This window comes from Enterobacter cloacae complex sp. P24RS (assembly GCF_014982165.1).
In the GTDB taxonomy this organism is placed as follows: domain Bacteria; phylum Pseudomonadota; class Gammaproteobacteria; order Enterobacterales; family Enterobacteriaceae; genus Enterobacter; species Enterobacter quasihormaechei.
The window spans coordinates 302389-319891 of sequence record NZ_JADCKU010000005.1 but is presented as its reverse complement, the minus strand read 5'-3'; the positions used below and the strand labels follow the sequence as shown (position 1 = coordinate 319891).

General features: G+C 53.2%; 18 protein-coding genes and 1 pseudogene. 9 read left to right on the top strand and 10 right to left on the bottom strand.

The window, feature by feature from the left end; translation table 11 throughout:
• Positions 1–43: 43 nt before the first annotated feature.
• Positions 44–190 carry a hypothetical protein gene (locus INF58_RS07750; protein ID WP_369750614.1) on the top strand — a complete coding sequence of 49 codons (147 nt, stop codon included), beginning with the start codon at positions 44–46 and terminating at the stop codon, positions 188–190.
• A 57-nt stretch (positions 191–247) separates the two neighbouring features.
• Positions 248–1621 carry an ATP-dependent RNA helicase DbpA gene (gene dbpA / locus INF58_RS07745; protein ID WP_193527439.1) on the top strand — a complete coding sequence of 458 codons (1374 nt, stop codon included), beginning with the start codon at positions 248–250 and terminating at the stop codon, positions 1619–1621.
• A gap of 41 nt (positions 1622–1662) precedes the next feature.
• Here dbpA and ttcA read toward each other — a convergent pair whose 3' ends face one another.
• Positions 1663–2598 (bottom strand): tRNA 2-thiocytidine(32) synthetase TtcA, encoded by a 936-nt coding sequence (gene ttcA, locus INF58_RS07740; RefSeq protein WP_193527438.1) that lies wholly within the window; start codon positions 2596–2598, stop codon positions 1663–1665.
• Positions 2599–2647: 49 nt separating this feature from the next.
• A pseudogene (locus INF58_RS07735) lies at positions 2648–2893 on the bottom strand (tyrosine-type recombinase/integrase); the annotation flags it as partial.
• Positions 2894–2926: 33 nt separating this feature from the next.
• Here INF58_RS07735 and INF58_RS21035 point away from each other — a divergent pair.
• From INF58_RS21035 to INF58_RS07725, 3 genes are all read left to right on the top strand, one after another.
• The gene (locus tag INF58_RS21035; RefSeq protein ID WP_255507681.1) at positions 2927–3058 is read left to right on the top strand and encodes a hypothetical protein; all 132 of its coding nucleotides are present in this window, start codon (positions 2927–2929) and stop codon (positions 3056–3058) included.
• Between the two features lie 74 nt (positions 3059–3132).
• Positions 3133–3330 carry a hypothetical protein gene (locus INF58_RS07730; protein WP_112791814.1) on the top strand — a complete coding sequence of 66 codons (198 nt, stop codon included), beginning with the start codon at positions 3133–3135 and terminating at the stop codon, positions 3328–3330.
• A 3-nt stretch (positions 3331–3333) separates the two neighbouring features.
• Positions 3334–3756 (top strand): GFA family protein, encoded by a 423-nt coding sequence (locus tag INF58_RS07725; RefSeq protein ID WP_193527436.1) that lies wholly within the window; start codon positions 3334–3336, stop codon positions 3754–3756.
• Positions 3757–3789: 33 nt separating this feature from the next.
• On the opposite strand, the gene ompC is transcribed toward INF58_RS07725, so the two are convergent.
• Together ompC and nifJ are read right to left on the bottom strand one after the other, a co-directional pair.
• On the bottom strand, positions 3790–4917 hold the full coding sequence (gene ompC, locus INF58_RS07720) for a porin OmpC (protein ID WP_112791816.1): 1128 nt from the start codon (positions 4915–4917) through the stop codon (positions 3790–3792).
• A 387-nt stretch (positions 4918–5304) separates the two neighbouring features.
• Positions 5305–8829: a pyruvate:ferredoxin (flavodoxin) oxidoreductase gene (gene nifJ, locus INF58_RS07715; protein WP_193527435.1), complete on the bottom strand. Its 3525-nt coding sequence runs from the start codon at positions 8827–8829 to the stop codon at positions 5305–5307.
• Between the two features lie 270 nt (positions 8830–9099).
• Between nifJ and INF58_RS07710 the strand changes: the two genes are divergently transcribed.
• Positions 9100–9366, top strand: coding sequence for a DUF333 domain-containing protein (locus INF58_RS07710; RefSeq protein ID WP_003856935.1), 267 nt, complete (start codon positions 9100–9102; stop codon positions 9364–9366).
• Position 9367: 1 nt separating this feature from the next.
• On the opposite strand, the gene hslJ is transcribed toward INF58_RS07710, so the two are convergent.
• From hslJ to INF58_RS07680, 6 genes are all read right to left on the bottom strand, one after another.
• The gene (gene hslJ / locus INF58_RS07705) at positions 9368–9805 is read right to left on the bottom strand and encodes a heat shock protein HslJ (protein ID WP_102751091.1); all 438 of its coding nucleotides are present in this window, start codon (positions 9803–9805) and stop codon (positions 9368–9370) included.
• A gap of 123 nt (positions 9806–9928) precedes the next feature.
• The gene (locus tag INF58_RS07700; protein WP_017693358.1) at positions 9929–10057 is read right to left on the bottom strand and encodes a DUF2474 domain-containing protein; all 129 of its coding nucleotides are present in this window, start codon (positions 10055–10057) and stop codon (positions 9929–9931) included.
• Positions 10057–11067, bottom strand: coding sequence for a cytochrome d ubiquinol oxidase subunit II (cydB, locus tag INF58_RS07695; protein ID WP_193527434.1), 1011 nt, complete (start codon positions 11065–11067; stop codon positions 10057–10059). Before cydB ends, INF58_RS07700 begins: the two co-directional genes overlap by 1 nt.
• Positions 11068–11072: 5 nt before the next feature.
• Entirely contained in the window at positions 11073–12467 is a 1395-nt protein-coding gene (locus INF58_RS07690; protein ID WP_193527433.1) for a cytochrome ubiquinol oxidase subunit I, read from the bottom strand.
• Between the two features lie 383 nt (positions 12468–12850).
• A complete protein-coding gene (locus INF58_RS07685; protein ID WP_193527432.1) occupies positions 12851–13330 on the bottom strand; it encodes a DUF2778 domain-containing protein in 480 nt (159 codons plus the stop codon).
• Complete coding sequence (locus INF58_RS07680) at positions 13327–13809, bottom strand: Hcp family type VI secretion system effector (RefSeq protein ID WP_193527431.1); 483 nt, start codon at positions 13807–13809, stop codon at positions 13327–13329. Before INF58_RS07680 ends, INF58_RS07685 begins: the two co-directional genes overlap by 4 nt.
• 416 nt (positions 13810–14225) lie before the next feature.
• Between INF58_RS07680 and INF58_RS07675 the strand changes: the two genes are divergently transcribed.
• The 3 genes from INF58_RS07675 to patD all read left to right on the top strand — a co-directional run bounded on the left by INF58_RS07675 (position 14226) and on the right by patD (position 17489).
• On the top strand, positions 14226–14414 hold the full coding sequence (locus INF58_RS07675) for a hypothetical protein (protein ID WP_063866623.1): 189 nt from the start codon (positions 14226–14228) through the stop codon (positions 14412–14414).
• 82 nt (positions 14415–14496) lie between these two features.
• Positions 14497–15921, top strand: coding sequence for a PLP-dependent aminotransferase family protein (locus tag INF58_RS07670; RefSeq protein WP_107535438.1), 1425 nt, complete (start codon positions 14497–14499; stop codon positions 15919–15921).
• A 143-nt stretch (positions 15922–16064) separates the two neighbouring features.
• Complete coding sequence (patD, locus tag INF58_RS07665) at positions 16065–17489, top strand: aminobutyraldehyde dehydrogenase (RefSeq protein WP_193527430.1); 1425 nt, start codon at positions 16065–16067, stop codon at positions 17487–17489.
• Positions 17490–17503 lie beyond the last annotated feature (14 nt).

Here is a 17503-nt window from a genome sequence, read left to right as displayed (position 1 = left end):
ACCCTTTAGGGGTCAGCACCCAAATCTGGAGGAAAAGATGAGTATGCTACTTGCCCTGCAACGCCTGACCACCTGGCAGTCCGATCCGGTGCCCACCGATCCGACCCCGATACCCGATCCCATCCCACGTCCGCAGCCGATGCCGGATCCGCCACCGGACGAAGAACCGATTAAATTGTCGCATCGTTAGCGGAGATCTGCGAGGATACGCGCCAACTGACTGCAATCATTACCACGAGAGTATATTGTGACCGCTTTTTCCACGCTGAATGTTCTGCCTGAAGCCCAACTGACTAATCTGAATGAGTTGGGCTACCTCACTATGACCCCCGTCCAGGCCGCCGCCCTGCCGGCTATCCTCGAAGGCCGTGACGTGCGCGTGCAGGCGAAAACCGGCAGTGGAAAAACGGCTGCCTTCGGACTTGGCCTGTTGCAGCACATTGATGCAACCCTGTTTCAGACCCAGTCCTTGATACTCTGCCCGACGCGTGAGCTGGCCGACCAGGTCGCGGGTGAGCTGCGTCGCCTGGCGCGTTTTTTGCCAAACACTAAAATTTTAACGCTCTGCGGCGGGCAACCGTTCGGTGCGCAGCGTGATTCTCTTCAGCATGCGCCGCATATCATTGTGGCGACGCCGGGCCGTCTGCTCGATCACCTGCAAAAAGGCACCGTTTCACTTGATGCACTGCAAACGCTGGTCATGGACGAAGCTGACCGCATGCTGGATATGGGCTTCAGCGATGCGATTGACGAAGTGATCCGCTTTGCCCCGGCCACACGTCAGACGCTGCTCTTTTCTGCCACCTGGCCTGAGGCCATTGCGGCGATCAGCGGGCGTGTGCAGAAAAATCCGCTGACCATTGAAATCGATACTGTCGATGCCTTGCCTGCGATAGAGCAGCAGTTCTTTGAAACCACTCAGCAGGGAAAAATTCCACTGCTGCAAAAATTGTTGAGCCAGCACCAGCCGGCGTCCTGCGTAGTGTTCTGTAATACCAAAAAAGACTGTCAGGCGGTGTGCGATGCCCTGAACGATGTCGGGCAGAGCGCGTTATCGCTGCATGGCGATCTGGAGCAGCGCGACCGCGATCAAACGCTGGTGCGTTTTGCAAACGGCAGCGCTCGCGTGCTGGTTGCCACGGATGTGGCAGCCCGTGGCCTTGATATCAAATCGCTTGAGCTGGTGGTGAATTTCGAGCTGGCATGGGATCCGGAAGTGCATGTCCACCGCATCGGACGTACCGCGCGTGCGGGTAACAGCGGTCTCGCTATCAGCTTCTGCGCACCTGAAGAGGCGCAGCGCGCCAATATTCTTGCGGAAATGCTGCAACTGAAACTCAACTGGGTAAATGCCCCGGTGAACACCAGCGTTGCTCCGCTGGCGGCAGAAATGGCTACGCTTTGCATCGACGGAGGTAAAAAAGCCAAAATGCGTCCCGGTGACGTTCTTGGGGCGTTAACAGGAGATATCGGTCTCGACGGGGCAGATATTGGCAAGATCACGGTTCATCCTGCACATGTCTACGTCGCGGTTCGCCAGTCAGTTGCCCACAAGGCCTGGAAACAGTTGCAGGGCGGGAAGATTAAAGGGAAAACCTGCCGCGTTCGGCTGCTTAAGTAAGGAAAAAAGCGTCTCAAAGCAGTGTCTGAGACGCTGTCAGGTTATTTCACTTCCACCACGTTCAGGCGCAGTTCATCGAACTGTGCCTCTTCTTCTTCTGGCTGCCAGCCGGCAGGCTGCATCGGGATGTCTTCGCGGTCAAAGGCCAGGTCCCCGCCATTCACTACTTCTGAACCGTGGTTAATGCCTTTGAAATCGAACAGCTCAACGTCGGCCAGGTGCGAAGGCACCACGTTCTGCATTGCGCTAAACATGGTTTCGATTCGCCCAGGATAGCGTTTATCCCAGTCACGAAGCATGTCGCCAATGACCTGACGTTGCAGGTTCGGCTGTGAGCCGCAAAGGTTGCATGGAATGATAGGGAAGGCTTTAGCCTGAGAGAAACGCTCAATGTCTTTCTCGCGGCAGTAGGCGAGTGGGCGGATCACAATGTGTTTGCCGTCATCGCTCATCAGCTTCGGCGGCATGCCCTTCATTTTGCCGCCGTAGAACATGTTCAGAAACAGCGTTTGCAGGATGTCGTCCCGGTGATGACCGAGCGCAATTTTTGTAGCACCCAGTTCTGTTGCGGTGCGGTACAAAATGCCGCGACGCAAACGTGAGCAGAGTGAGCAGGTTGTTTTGCCCTCTGGGATCTTCTCTTTAACGATTCCGTAGGTGTTCTCTTCTACTATTTTGTACTCAACGCCCAGGTTCTCCAGATACTCGGGGAGAATATGCTCCGGGAAGCCCGGCTGTTTCTGATCGAGGTTAACCGCGACCAGGGAAAAGTTCACCGGTGCGCTTTGCTCAAGATTGCGCAGGATCTCCAGCATGGTATAGCTGTCTTTACCGCCCGACAGGCAGACCATGATGCGATCGCCTTCTTCAATCATGTTGAAGTCTGCAATGGCTTCGCCCACGTTGCGGCGCAGTCGCTTTTGCAGTTTATTCAGGTTGTACTGTTCTTTCTTATTAATCTCTTGATTTTCTTGCATTTGTTCGTTACTCAGATCTCAAATGGGGCACAAGGCGAGGAAAACGATTTCAAAGCGTCAGCTTCGTATCCCGCTTTTCCACCTGTTCGTTGTTCATCTCTTCTCTGCATGTAGCATAGATTTCATACACCATCTGCGCATTATCGTGCCCCATCTGGTTAGCAATAAAAGACGGGTTTGCGGCTGCCGGTAAAAACCAGCATGCGAAAGTGTGCCGTGTATGGTACGGATTGCAGCGACGAATGCCAGCACGTTTTACAATTGAGTCCCACAAGGCGAATGGGTTGTCTACACTTAAAGCTTACGCAGTAATAAAACGGAGGTGAAAATGACTGACCGACCAGTTAATGGTGACCATCCTGATTTTAACCCCATCCCGGATAATCCGGAAAAGGATGGAAGTAAGTCCAAAGACGATCCTGGCTCAGCGCCTGAATCGGGCGATAAAGATCCAGAGTGATGACAAGCCGCCTTCACGAAGGCGGTTTTAACAAAATGTACAGCACCTCTTAGCTTTCCATTATCTACGATACCATGAAGAATAAAGACGAACAGACAGGATTAGTTGGGCTGGCGATTGGTGCCGCCGTTATTGGGCTGGTTTCATCACAGAAGATCATCAACCGCCAAAGTATTGTCGATGAGCTGGTCAGGCTCGGCAGGCAGAAGGGGGATGGTGTCGAAGATGAAGTCTTTTTAAAAGCAGCTGAGTTAGTGAGAAAAGGGGTTTAAGCGATGGCTGAAATTCGGCAAGCACAGTGCCATTGTGGGGCGGTGCAGTTTACCGTTGAGCTGACAGACGGCCTGAACACCGCACGCCGCTGTAGCTGCTCATTTTGTCGTATGCGTGGGGCGGTAGTCGTATCTGCGCCGTTGACGGGCATTAAGGTGACACAGGGGGAAGACAGGCTCACGGAGTACCGCTTCAACACGGGCACTGCGCGCCATTTCTTCTGCTCGGTCTGCGGTATTTACACGTTCCATCAACGACGCTCCAATCCCAACGAATACGGCGTCAATGTCGCCTGCCTCGAAAATGTCACGCCATTCGACTTCCCGGAAGTGGTGGTGATGGATGGGGTAAATCATCCCATGGATGGTGACAGCGGGGTGGTTGGTTACCTCTCATTCCGTAAAGAAGAAGCGGAACATCAATAGCGTTAGCCCGCAGATTTCTGCGGGCTGATACCATTAGAACTGATAAACCAGGCCCAATGCCACAACGTCATCTGTACCAATGCCGTTGTTTTTGTAGAATGAATCATCTTCATCCAGCAGGTTGATTTTATAATCAACATAGGTGGACATATTTTTGTTGAAATAGTAGGTAGCACCTACGTCAGCATATTTCACCAGGTCTTTATCGTCCTGGCCATTGCCCAGATCTTTGCCTTTGGATTGTAAATACGAAATAGCTGGACGCAGGCCAAAGTCAAACTGATATTGCGCAGTGACTTCAACGTTCTGCGTTTTATTTGCTACCGCATCCGCATTGTCGCCGTACGGCGTCATATTGCGGGTTTCGGAATACATTGCCGCCAGGTAGATATTGTTGGCATCGTATTTCAGACCTGCGGTCCATGCATCCGCAGTGTCGCCGCCCGCAGTGGTGTAATTTACCTGATCGTTGGTACGGTCAGAAGAGGCGTATGCCGCGCCTGCACTGAAGCCCATGCCAAAATCATAGGTAGCGGAGATACCGTAACCATCACCGTTTTCATGGCGAGTGTCACGGCCGTTGTTGGTTCCTTCGTTGGTAGAGCAGAAATTCTCGTCGCAGTTGTTACCTTCATTATTACCCTGATACTGCACCGCAACGTTCAGGCCCTGCACCAGACCAAAGAAGTCGGTGTTACGGTAGGTTGCAACGCCATTGGCACGACCGGTCATAAAGTTGTCGGCATAAGTGTAAGAGTCGCCACCAAATTCAGGCAGCATATCGGTCCAGCCTTCCACGTCGTACAGTACGCCATAGTTACGGCCGTAATCGAAGGAGCCGTAGTCGCCCACCTTCACACCCGCGAAAGCCAGACGCGTCCATGACTGATTGTCAGAACCTTCGGTGTTGTTTGCCTGAATGTTGTATTCCCACTGCGCGTAGCCGGTCATCATGTCGTTGATTTGGGTTTCACCTTTAAAACCCAGACGCATATAGGTTTGGTCGCCATCTTTCGACGCGTCGTCAGAGAAATAATGCAGACCATCAACTTTGCCATACAGATCCAGTTTATTGCCGTCTTTATTATAAATTTCAGCTGCGTGAGCGGTTCCAGCCATTAACAAAGCGGGGATCATCAGTGCCAATACTTTTCTTTGCATTTGGATTATTCCTTTGCGGTTATTTTTTTATTACTTCGTGAACTTTCCGGTCTGGAAAGGTGTCCCATGCTAAATCACTCTGATGACGGATGAATAAAATATAATTGTTACGGGTTAAGTAAAATCTCAACCAAATAATGCGGCTGAAATGACGATTGATGTCGTGAATAAATCACGGTAACAGATACAAAATAAAAATTATTAATTACAGGGTAAACAAGGTAATCTTCCCGGCGTTATATGCCTTTAAGATTTTTTCATCCATAATTACCGTGAATATTGTTCAGAAGATTGAGGCAATTTTCACCGATCTTTGGATTCGCCCGGTGCGCATGCATCGGGCTTTTTTTATGGCATAAAAATGCCCGGACAAGCCGGGCATAAAGGTTATTCGCTGGTGGATTTTTCCGCTTTCCCCGCCAGTTGTGCCAGGAAATCATACCGCTTCTGAAGATCCGCTGCCGCATCCTTCCAGAGCTGCTCTGCTACTTCTGGCTGCTGAGCGTTCAGCCTGCGGAAACGTTGCTCCTGAAGCAGGGTCTCGGCAAGGGCGTCTGACGGTGGACGCGAATCGAGCGCCAGCGGCAATTTCCCTTCATCGGCACGGCGCGGATCAAAGCGGTACAGCGGCCAGAATCCGGTTGCGGTAAGCTGACGCATCTGGTCGTGGCTAAGCGCCAGATCGTAGCCATGTTCCTCGCACGGGCTGTAGGCGATGATCAGCGACGGGCCAGGATAAGCCTCCGCTTCCTGAATGGCTTTCACCGTCTGGTTGAGCTGTGCGCCCAGTGAAATCTGCGCGACGTAGACATGGCCATACATCATCATGCTGACGCCGAGATCCTTACGCGCCTTGCGTTTGCCATGCTCACCAAATTTCGTGACCGCCCCCAACGGCGTCGCTTTCGAGGCCTGTCCACCGGTGTTGGAATAGCACTGGGTATCAAGAACCAGAATATTGACGTTTTCGGTCAGGCTCAGCACGTGATCGAGTCCACCGAATCCAATATCGTAGGCCCATCCGTCACCGCCGATGAGCCAGATCGATTTTTCTACCAGCGCGTCGGCATCGGTCAGCAGTTGTTCAGCCCCTTCAACACCCTGAAGCGCATTGCGCAGTTCAGCAACCTGCGCGCGACGAACGTCAGGCGTGGCCTCCGCATGCAGCGCGTCATTCAGCTCTGCCGGGATTTTATCGGCAAACTCTTCGAGCAGACGCATTACGCGGGCACGGTGCTGGTCGACCGTCAGACGGAAGCCCAGACCAAATTCTGCGTTATCCTCGAAAAGCGAGTTTGCCCACGCCGGACCGCGGCCGTTCGCATCAGTGGTATACGGCGTGGACGGCAGGTTACCGCCATAGATTGACGAGCAGCCAGTCGCGTTGGCAATCAGCATTCGGTCACCGTAAAGCTGGGTAAGCAGTTTAATGTACGGCGTTTCACCGCAGCCAGAACACGCCCCGGAGTACTCGAAAAGCGGCGTAATGAGCTGTGAGGTACGAATGTCAATGCGTTCCAGCTTGTTGCGGTCGATTTCAGGCAGGTCGAGGAAGAAATCATAATTCACTTTCTCTTCTTCAACATGGTCCAGACGCGACATCATATTGATGGCTTTGATTGTCGGATCCTGACGATCTTTCGCCGGGCACACCTCAACGCACAGGTTACAGCCGGTGCAGTCTTCTGGCGCCACCTGAAGTACATATTTCTGGCCACGCATATCGCGGGATTTTACATCCAGCGAGTGCAGGCTCTCCGGCGCGTCAGCCATCGCTTCCGGCGATACCACCTTGGCGCGAATGGCCGAGTGCGGGCAGGCCGCCACGCAGTGGTTGCACTGGGTGCACAGCTCTTCTTTCCAGATGGGGATCGCTTCGGCAATATTGCGTTTTTCCCAGCGGGTCGTGCCCATCGGCCAGGTGCCGTCAGGCGGAAGCGCAGAGACGGGCAGGGTGTCGCCCAGTCCGGCAAGCATCGCCGCCGTTACGGTTTTGACAAAATCCGGTGCGGCGTCAGACACCACTGGCGGTCGGTTCGGGCTGCCGGCATTGACCGGCTGCAACGGCACTTCGAACAGCGACTCGCGGGCCAGCGCCAGCGCCTGCCAGTTGCGTTCAACCAGCTCCTGACCTTTGCTGCTGTAGCTTTTGGCAATTGCCCCCTGAAGTTCCATCAGTGCGCTGTCGCCCGGCAGAATGTTGGTCAGGTGGAAGAACGCCATCTGCATGACCGTATTGATACGCGCTGCCAGGCCGCACTCGCGGGCAATCTTCGCGGCGTTAATGACATACAGGCGCGCCTGTTTCTGGTTCAGCACTGCCTGGACTTCCTGGGGCAGTCGCGCCCAAACCTCATCGGCGCTGTAAGGGGTGTTGATCAGGAAAATACCGCCAGGCTTCAGGCGCTCGGCCATCTGGTATTTATCAATGAACTGGAGCTGGTGACAGCCAACAAAATCTGCCTGCGAAATAAGGTACGCCGAGCGGATTGGGTGTTCGCTAACGCGTAGGTGGGAGACGGTCAGCCCGCCTGCTTTTTTGGAGTCATAGACGAAATACCCTTGCGCATACCACGGCGTGGAGTTACCGATAATTTTGATGTTGTTTTTGGTCGCCGAGACGCTGCCGTCGCTGCCCAGGCCGTAGAACAGCGCTTCCAGTTTCGCATTCGAGGGCAGGGTGTTTTCCGGCAGCGGGAGAGAAAGGTTAGTCACGTCATCATAAATGCCGACCGTAAAGCGCGGTTTCGGTTTTGCCTCGCGCAGTTCAGTGAATACGGCCAGGACGCATTCTGGCCCGAACTCTTTGGAGGATAAACCATAACGCCCGCCAATGACGCGCGGCAGCGTTTCGCGTTCGCCAGCATTGAACGCCTCAGCCAGCGCCGTCATCACATCAAGATAGAGCGGTTCAGCCTGTGCGCCAGGCTCTTTGGTGCGGTCAAGTACCGCCACGGCACGTGCGCTTTCCGGCAGGGCTGCGAGCAGGTGTTTCGCTGAGAATGGACGATAGAGGCGAACTTTGAGCACGCCCACTTTTTCTCCACGCGTCAGCAGTTCATCGACCACCTCTTCACAGGTGCCGATGGCTGAACCCATCAGGACGATCACGCGCTCGGCCTGCGGATGGCCGTAATATTCAAACGGCTTATACTCGCGACCCGTCGCAGCGGCAAAATCGTCCATCGCCTGTTCGACATGATCGTATACCGCGTTGTACCACGGGTTTGTCGCCTCGCGGGACTGGAAATAGGTGTCCGGGTTTGCGGACGTTCCCCTAATCACCGGGTGTTCCGGATTGAGGGCACGCGCGCGATGAGCATCAATGTCAGCCTGCGGCAGCAGGTTCAGAATAGTGTCGTCCGGCAGCGGAACGATTTTATTGATCTCGTGTGACGTGCGGAAACCATCGAAGAAATGAATAAACGGCACGCGGCTTTTCAGCGTGGCAATATGCGATATCAGCGCGAAGTCCTGTGCCTCCTGCACGCTACCGGCGCAGAGCATGGCGCAGCCGGTCTGACGCACGGCCATCACGTCCGAGTGATCGCCAAAAATAGAGAGCGCGTGAGTGGCCACGGTGCGCGCGGCAACGTGCAGGACAAACGGCGTTAACTGTCCTGCCAGCTTGTAAAGCGTGGGGATCATCAGCAGAAGACCCTGTGACGACGTAAACGAAGTCGACAGGGCACCGGTCTGCAACGCACCGTGCACGGTGGCAATTGCGCCGGCTTCGGACTGCATCTCAACGACGCGCGGGACGTCGCCCCAGACGTTTTTTAGGCCATTCCCGGCCCAGGCGTCTGCCTGTTCAGCCATTGTTGAGCTTGGAGTAATTGGGTAGATGGCGATAACTTCGCTGGTACGAAACGCAACCGACGCGACTGCACCATTGCCGTCAATAGTTTGCATAGGACAACACCCTTACATTGCGCAAAAAGAGGGGCCTGTAAAACGACGACAGACCCTGAATATTATCTGTGTATTTTAGCAAAGCTCAGGGTTTGCGATTTTCGCTTTTGTGTCCTCGGTATGCGCTGTATCAATGACTCGATGGCTAGTTGCGTTAAAAAATTGCTAGAAATTGTTACCAGAGCGCATAAATACGCACATCCGCTCTCGACGATGCGGCGCGTGATGCCTATTATGCTTAGGTTTCGCTTTAATTATGGGGAGAAAGGTATGCGTTCAGCATTTTGGGTAGGATGTGCCGCGTTACTGTTATCGGCATGCAGCAATGAACCTGTACAGCAGGCGACAGCAGCACACGTTACGCCAGGTATGAGAGCGGCTATGTCCAGCTCTGGACAAGCTAACTGCGCAATGATCGGAGGGTCACTTTCCGTTGCCCGCCAGCTCGACGGCTCCGCCATCGGCATGTGCGCATTGCCTAACGGCAAACGCTGTAGTGAGCAGTCGCTTGCCGTAGGGTCGTGCGGAAGCTACTGAGTTATTCCACTCGCTTAAACATCAATGACTTATCGGCTGTCGCCAGCGTTAACTGGTCTTCGGTCAGGTCTACCTGTGCGCCTTTGCTTAGCATATCGGCGATGGTCTGATCCAGTGCATTAAGCTGCGGCTCGGTGCAGAGTTTCCGCGTCATGGCCAGCGTTTTGACGGTCAGTTCTCCTTCGGACAACTTCCCCTGTCCGTTGAAGCCGTTGCACATCGTGCCGGAGACGACAATGTTGTTAATCAGGCTGATATTAGGCTGCGCACTGAAGCGAATTTCAGGCTGCGTTTTACCGACTTTCACCGCTTTGCCATCAACGTTTTCCAGCACGAAGCGGTGATTCTCTAGCTGTTCGGTCTGAACGGAGGCTTTGCCAGGGTTAACACATCCAGCCAGTGCGAGGCTGATTAAACTTACTGCCGCGAGCTTTTTCATTTTTCTTCTCAAACTATCAATGCTGTAAATATTTTTTCAGTGTAACGATACCCTCCTGGGTGTTAATGGGGTTTATCTGAAAGTGCGAGAAAGGACCGGGCGGCGGCGCACCCGGTGAGATACTTAATGAGATTTAAATCCAGCCGCTGCCATCAGCATTTTGAAGAGCATACTGACGCAGGCCAGCGCCAGTACGCTGCCGCCCCAGATGATGGCAAGCCACATCAAACGTTTCCATACAGGTTGTTGCATCAGTGATAACCCTCCCCATGCTGTACTTTTCCGCGAAAAACGTAATAACTCCAGAAGGTGTAGACCAGAATGACGGGAATGATCAACAGTGCTCCCACCAACATAAAGCCCTGGCTTTGGGGTGGGGCGGCGGCCTCCCAGAGGGTAATGTCCGGTGGGATGATATGCGGCCAGATGCTGATCCCAAGCCCACTAAAACCAAGGAATACCAGTCCTAAGGTCATGATAAACGGCAGGGTATGGCTCGCCGGATTATTCAGGCAGCGCCACTGACACAGGCTCAGGATCACAACCAGTGCAGGGACGGGCAGCAGGTAAAACAGGTTCGGCAGCGTAAACCAGCGTGCGGCAATGGCCGGTTGCGCCAGAGGCGTCCAGATACTGATTGCTGCAATGCACCCCAGAAGAAGGAGCAGGAGCACCTTCGATACCTGACGCATCCGCCGTTGCAGGGCATTTTCGCTTTTCATGACCAGCCATGTTGATCCTAACAGCGCGTAAGCCACCACCAGGGCCGCACCGCAAAAAAGAGTAAATGCGGTAAACCAGTCAAATGGACCGCCGCTGTAAGCGCGACCGGTGACGCTGAATCCATGGATCACTGCGCCGACGGTAATGCCCTGGCTGAACGTCGCCACAATCGACCCGCCAATAAAGGCCTTATCCCAGAACGGTCGGTGCGCCGGAGTCGCCTTGAAGCGAAATTCAAAGGCAACCCCGCGAAATATAAGCCCGATCAGCATTATGGTCAGGGGAATGGTCAGCGCGTCGATGATGACCGCATAGGCAAGAGGAAAGGCACCAAACAGAGCCGCACCGCCAAGCACCAGCCAGGTTTCGTTTCCGTCCCAGACCGGGGCTACGCTGTTGACCATCACATCGCGATCGTCTGCATCCGGCGTTGACGGAAACAGGATGCCTATCCCCAGGTCAAAACCATCCATTACGATATACATCAAGGTGGCGAAAACAATAATAACGAACCAGATAATGGAAAGATCGATACCCATTACGGTTACTCCTTACATTCAGTGGTGACGGCAGAAAGCGGACGAGCAGGGCGGCCGTCGGATTCGGTCGCGAAGGATCCATGGGGCTGCGGCCCTTTTTTAATCAGACGCACCATATAGCTGTAGCCCACGCCAAACACCGCGGTATAAACCACGAAGAAAGCCAGCAAGCTGATGCTCATGTGCAGATCGCCATGCGCGGAAACCGCATCCTTTGTGCGCTGTAGCCCATAGACGACCCAGGGCTGGCGGCCGACCTCCGTAGTTACCCATCCGGCGAGGATGGCGATCAGCCCGGACGGCCCCATCAGCAGGGCAAACCACAGGAAAGGACGCGAGGTATAGAGGCGGTGTTTATAACGCAGCCACAGTGCGGCCACGCCCAAAAGCAGCATCAACATCCCTAAACCGGCCATAATGCGGAAAGACCAGAAAACAATCGTGGCGTTCGGACGATCTTCTTTCGGGAACGCCTTCAATGCCGGAACCTGTTTATCAAGGCTGTGGGTCAGGATCAGGCTGCCCAACGCGGGTATCGCCAGTCCAAAACGGGTCCGTTCCTGCTCCATATCCGGCCAGCCAAACAGCAGTAGCGGCGTGGGCTCACCCGGCGGGTTCTCCCAGTGGCCTTCTATAGCGGCTATTTTCGCGGGCTGGTGTTTTAAGGTGTTCAGCCCGTGCATATCGCCCACCAGCGCCTGGACAGGGGCGACGATCAACGTCATCCACAACGCCATGGAGAACATGGTGCGAATGGCGGGCGTGTTGTTGCCGCGCAGCAAATGCCACGCCGCAGAGGCACCGACAAACAGAGCGCTGCTGAGGAAAGCCGCTATGGACATGTGCAGAAGACGATAAGGGAAGGAGGGGTTAAACACCACGGCAAACCAGTCCACAGGAACCACCTGACCGTTTACGATTTCATAACCTTGCGGTGTCTGCATCCAGCTGTTTGACGAGAGGATCCAGAACGTAGAAATGATGGTTCCCAACGCGACCATGCAGGTTGAAAAGAAGTGCAGTCCCGGCCCGACCTTATTCCAGCCAAATAACATCACCCCGAGGAAACCTGCCTCCAGGAAGAACGCGGTGAGCACTTCATAGGTCAGCAGGGGGCCGGTAATACTGCCCGCGAACTGCGAAAACCCGCTCCAGTTAGTGCCAAACTGATAAGCCATCACCAGGCCGGAGACCACGCCCATACCAAAGTTGACGGCGAAGATCTTCGACCAAAAATGGTACAGCGAACGCCAGACGGGATTTTTTGTTTTCAGCCACAGCCCTTCCAGCACGGCGAGATAGCTCGCAAGGCCGATGGTGATTGCTGGAAATATAATATGAAAGGATACGGTAAAGGCGAACTGTATTCGCGCAAGATGAAACGCATCTAGACCAAACATGCAAAACTCCGCAGTGCAAAAAATTCGATGCGATTTTAAGCTGTGCCAGGTCTGGGTTGCAGAGACAGACCGATGTTATTTATCTATAACAGTTTTCTTGACCGTCTATGTGAAACTTGTATCGGGCGGTAATATTACCGCCCATGTTAACGCTCACTTTCGTAATGCCCAAAGGTAGATCAATACGGCGTTAAGCAGAAAGGAAAAAATAAAAAGTAATAATGTGTAGCTTTCACTCCATTCAAGTTCAGTTACAAATCCAAAATGTCTGGTGTAGAGGTGATAAAGCAAAACATCCGGCATGATGTAGCATACCAGCGAATAAATAATGAAAAGCATCAATGTTTCGACCACCCACGTCAGGGCATGTTTCTTTGCATTCATCAATATACCTGTATGATGCCAAGTGCATTTAATCCAGCAGCGACTTTTATTGTGCCGGACGCCAGTAGTCCATGCATTAATATTCTGAAGTGAGCATGGTTTGGTAATGTAATACATCCATTACTAATACCAGACTGTCCCGCAGGGTGTAGGCGAAAAGATCCTCGCTCAACTCTGTTGATAAAGGTTGTGTCGTCAATAGGATTATCATGACGATAAAGAGCAAACCAAAAATCACGGTTCGATCCACTTTCAAACTCTTTGATAACATCATGCCAGTGGGTAGCTAACCCACCTCGAGGACGTGTAACGATATAGTAGAGTCCGGGCGGTAATGGCCCCACCGCAGGCGTTGCAACGGCATCAGGATTGTTTCTGTTGTGGCCTGCGTTTCCTGAATATGCGGGGAAAAAGCCCAGGCCAGGACAGCTCAGCGTTGAAAGTTGCCCCCCGTTTAAATGAAAAGTACATCGAATCATCTGTCTTTCCATTCATCAGAGAAAAGAATATTCCCGTCGCAATGCTTCCAGGTAATCTTTTCGTAGCGAAATGCGATACTTTCGAGATGGTTATGTTTTTCAGTCGCGGGATTTTTTATATCATGCATGAGTGGGCAGATAGAGACAACATTCACGTTCTCCAGCAGCATGTTGAAGTATTCGACCTCCTGGCCTGCATCATTGATATGATACCACTTAAACTCAGCGCTTTTTAAGGTTTGTCCTTTTGCTACTGCTTTGTACAAATAGGGGCTTGAGCTGTCGAACTCTTTTTCAAAATTAAGTTGGCTATGAATACGGGTGCCTGTGATCTTACCGGTCATGTTGTCGGTAGGGAGATACAGGCCGTGCCCAAAACTCAAAATTTCAATACTTCCCTCACGATTCACAACATCGACAGAGCCCTTAATATTCGCGCCGCCGTCATCTTTTAGCCAGAGGTATGCTGGAATTGCCATCCTGTAGATCCCTTTTTCTGTGTGAATCTGAAAAGTTAATACCTCTGGGGAACCAACCAGGTAGGCATGAAATGCCATATAAAACAATTATATTTCAATGGGTTATGTGTTGGCGCTTCGAAATCGGTTTCTTGTATAATCAATGATGCTTTAGACAATCTTGAATAAAAAAATTCTTTTTATGATTTTTACGCATTAAACAGCTTGCTTTGTCACCAGCAACATGCGTTAATGGATTTCTGGTTTTGAATCCAAATAAATATCTGACGTAGTTTTATAAAGCAGTTCTCATCACGTTGTGCCTCTCCGCAGCCTCTCTTGGGTCTTTATCTACATTCCGATTCGTTTTGTATCGAACCATTTATGCCTGATCGGCTCATGAGTAATTTACGTTTTTACGTTTACAGGAGAATCTTATGACTTCTTATATCCATTTCCGCTGCCCATGCTGTCATGGCTCGCAGTACCGCACCTCAGCTTTTGACGTGTCTGATAAAAACCCGTTCGGCGCGAAATGCATTTTCTGCAAATCGCCGATGATCACGCTCGACCACCTGGCCGCTGCGCATTCTGCTCAGAATCACGTTACCGAATACCGCAAGTAAGCCACCGCATTTCCCATAACAGTTAGCAAAATCTTCTCTTTTTCTCCTGCTGATATACACTGTCAGCAATAAGGAGAATCTGATGAAAAAATACCAGCGTCTGGCGCAACAAATAATCTCGCAGATTGAGCTTGGCGTATGGTTGCCGGGCGATAAGCTGCCTTCCCTGCGAGAGCAGGTGGCAAGCAGCGGCATGAGCTTTATGACCGTGGGCCACGCGTATCAGATGCTGGAAAGTCAGGGGCGCATTGTTGCCAGACCGCAGTCGGGCTACTACGTTGCCGCGCGCCCGACCACGCACCAGCCTGCACCACCCGCGCAGGTGATGCGCGACGAAGTGGTAGACATCAACACCTATATCTTCGACGTGTTACAGGCCAGCCGCGACCCCTCCGTTGTCCCTTTTGCCTCAGCATTTCCCGATCCGCGCCTCTTTCCACTTCAGCAACTCAACCGCTCGCTGGCTAACGTCAGTAAAACGGCCACGGCCATGAGCGTGATTGAAAACCTGCCGCCGGGTAACGTCGACTTACGTCATGCCATTGCCCGTCGCTACGCTCAGCAGGGGATGAATATCTCTCCGGATGAAATTGTGATCACCGCGGGCGCGCTCGAAGCACTCAACCTCAGCTTACAGGCCGTCACGGAACCTGGTGACTGGGTTATTGTTGAAAACCCCTGTTTTTATGGCGCACTCCAGGCGCTTGAACGTCTGAAGCTGAAAGCGCTGTCGATTGCCACTGACGTGCGGGAAGGTATCGATCTCAATGCCCTTGAGCAGGCATTAAACGACTACCCGGTGAAAGCCTGCTGGCTGATGACCAACAGTCAGAACCCGCTCGGCTTTACGCTGAGCGCAGAGAAGAAAGCCCAGCTGGTGGCCTTGTTAACCCGGCACAACGTCACGCTGATCGAAGACGATGTTTACAGCGAACTCTATTTTGGCCGCGAAAAGCCGCTTCCGGCAAAAGCCTGGGATAAGCAGGACATGACGTTGCACTGCTCCTCATTTTCCAAATGTCTGGTGGCCGGTTTTCGCATTGGCTGGGTGGCGGCGGGAAAACATGCGCGCCGTATTCAGCAGTTGCAGCTAATGAGTACGTTATCGACCAGCTCTCCCATGCAGCTGGCGCTGGTGGATTATCTGGCGACCAAACGTTACGACGCCCACCTCCGTCGCCTGCGGCGTACGCTTGCTGAACGTAAACAGCAGGCCTGGCAATCGCTTCTGCGCCATATGCCTGCCGGCGTTAAAATCCATCATAACGACAGCGGCTACTTTTTATGGCTGGAGCTGCCTGAACAGCTGGATGCGGGGCAGTTGAGTGAAAAGGCATTAACCCATCAAATTAGCATTGCGCCCGGCAAGATGTTTTCCACCTCCGATATCTGGACGCCATTTTTCCGTTTCAATACCTCCTGGGGTTGGAGCGAGCGGGAGGAACAGGCGGTCGTCCAGCTGGCGGCGCTAATTCGCGAAATGATGCTGCCGCCAGTCACACCTTGATGAAAATTCCTGAAGCGGCAGGGCGCGCGGTCTACCTTTAATAAGGGAGTACGTACGGCTTATAAGCGTGACGTTGTCACGTCTCGATCCGACAAAACGTGTGCTGACAGCGAAAATAATGTCGACTTTAACAGGACGGTGCTATGCAAAATCAATTGCTGATTAATGGTGAACTGGTGGCCGGCGAAGGTGAGAAGCAGGCGGTTTATAATCCTGCCACGGGTGAGGTGCTGCTTGAGATTGCTGAAGCATCGGCTGCACAGGTGGACGCCGCCGTCCAGGCTGCCGATCGTGCGTTCACAGAGTGGGGACAAACGACGCCGAAAACGCGCGCCGACTGTCTGTTAAAGCTGGCTGACGTGATTGAAGCCAACGCCGACGCGTTCGCGCAGCTGGAATCCCTTAATTGCGGAAAGCCGCTCCATTGTGCTCTGGGAGATGAAATTCCTGCCGTGGTTGATGTGTTTCGTTTCTTTGCCGGGGCCGCCCGCTGCCTGAATGGGCTGGCTGCCGGAGAATATCTGGAAGGACATACCTCGATGATTCGCCGCGATCCGGTTGGCGTTGTCGCCTCTATCGCGCCCTGGAACTATCCTCTGATGATGGCGGCGTGGAAGCTAGCCCCCGCGCTGGCAGCGGGAAACTGTGTCGTCATCAAGCCATCTGAAATTACCCCGTTGACGGCGCTGAAGCTGGCAGAACTGGCGAAAGATATCTTCCCGGCAGGCGTGCTGAACGTGCTGTTTGGTCGCGGCAAGACCGTAGGGGATCCGCTGACCGGTCACGAAAAAGTGCGCATGGTTTCCCTCACCGGCTCTATCGCCACCGGGGAACATATTATTGGTCATACCGCATCCTCTATCAAACGTACCCATATGGAGTTGGGTGGAAAAGCGCCGGTCATTGTCTTTGACGATGCAGATTTGGATGCCGTGGTTGAGGGGGTGCGTACGTTTGGCTTCTACAATGCCGGTCAGGATTGTACCGCAGCCTGTCGAATCTATGCCCAGGAAGGAATTTATCCCGCCCTGGTTGAAAAGCTGGGCGCAGCCGTTGCCAGCCTGAAAATGGGCGCACCGGACGATGCATCAACGGAGCTTGGTCCGCTCAGTTCCGCAGCGCATCTTTCCCGCGTTTGTGCTGCCGTGGATGAAGCCAAAGCCCTCGGACATATCCGCGTCGTCACCGGCGGCAGTAAAGCAGAGGGGGGCGGATATTACTTCCAGCCAACGCTGCTGGCCGGGGCAAAGCAGGAAGATGCGATCGTCCAGCGAGAAGTGTTTGGTCCGGTAGTCAGCGTGACGGCGTTTGAGGATGAAGCGCAGGTGCTGGCCTGGGCCAACGATTCGCAATACGGCCTGGCCTCGTCCGTCTGGACAAAAGACGTCGGGCGCGCACATCGGCTCAGCGCACGGTTGCAGTATGGCTGCACCTGGGTGAATACCCATTTCATGCTGGTGAGTGAAATGCCTCACGGCGGGATGAAGTTATCCGGTTACGGCAAAGATATGTCGGTTTACGGCCTTGAAGATTACACGGTTGTGAGACATGTGATGATCAAACACTAAACCCTTATGCCCGG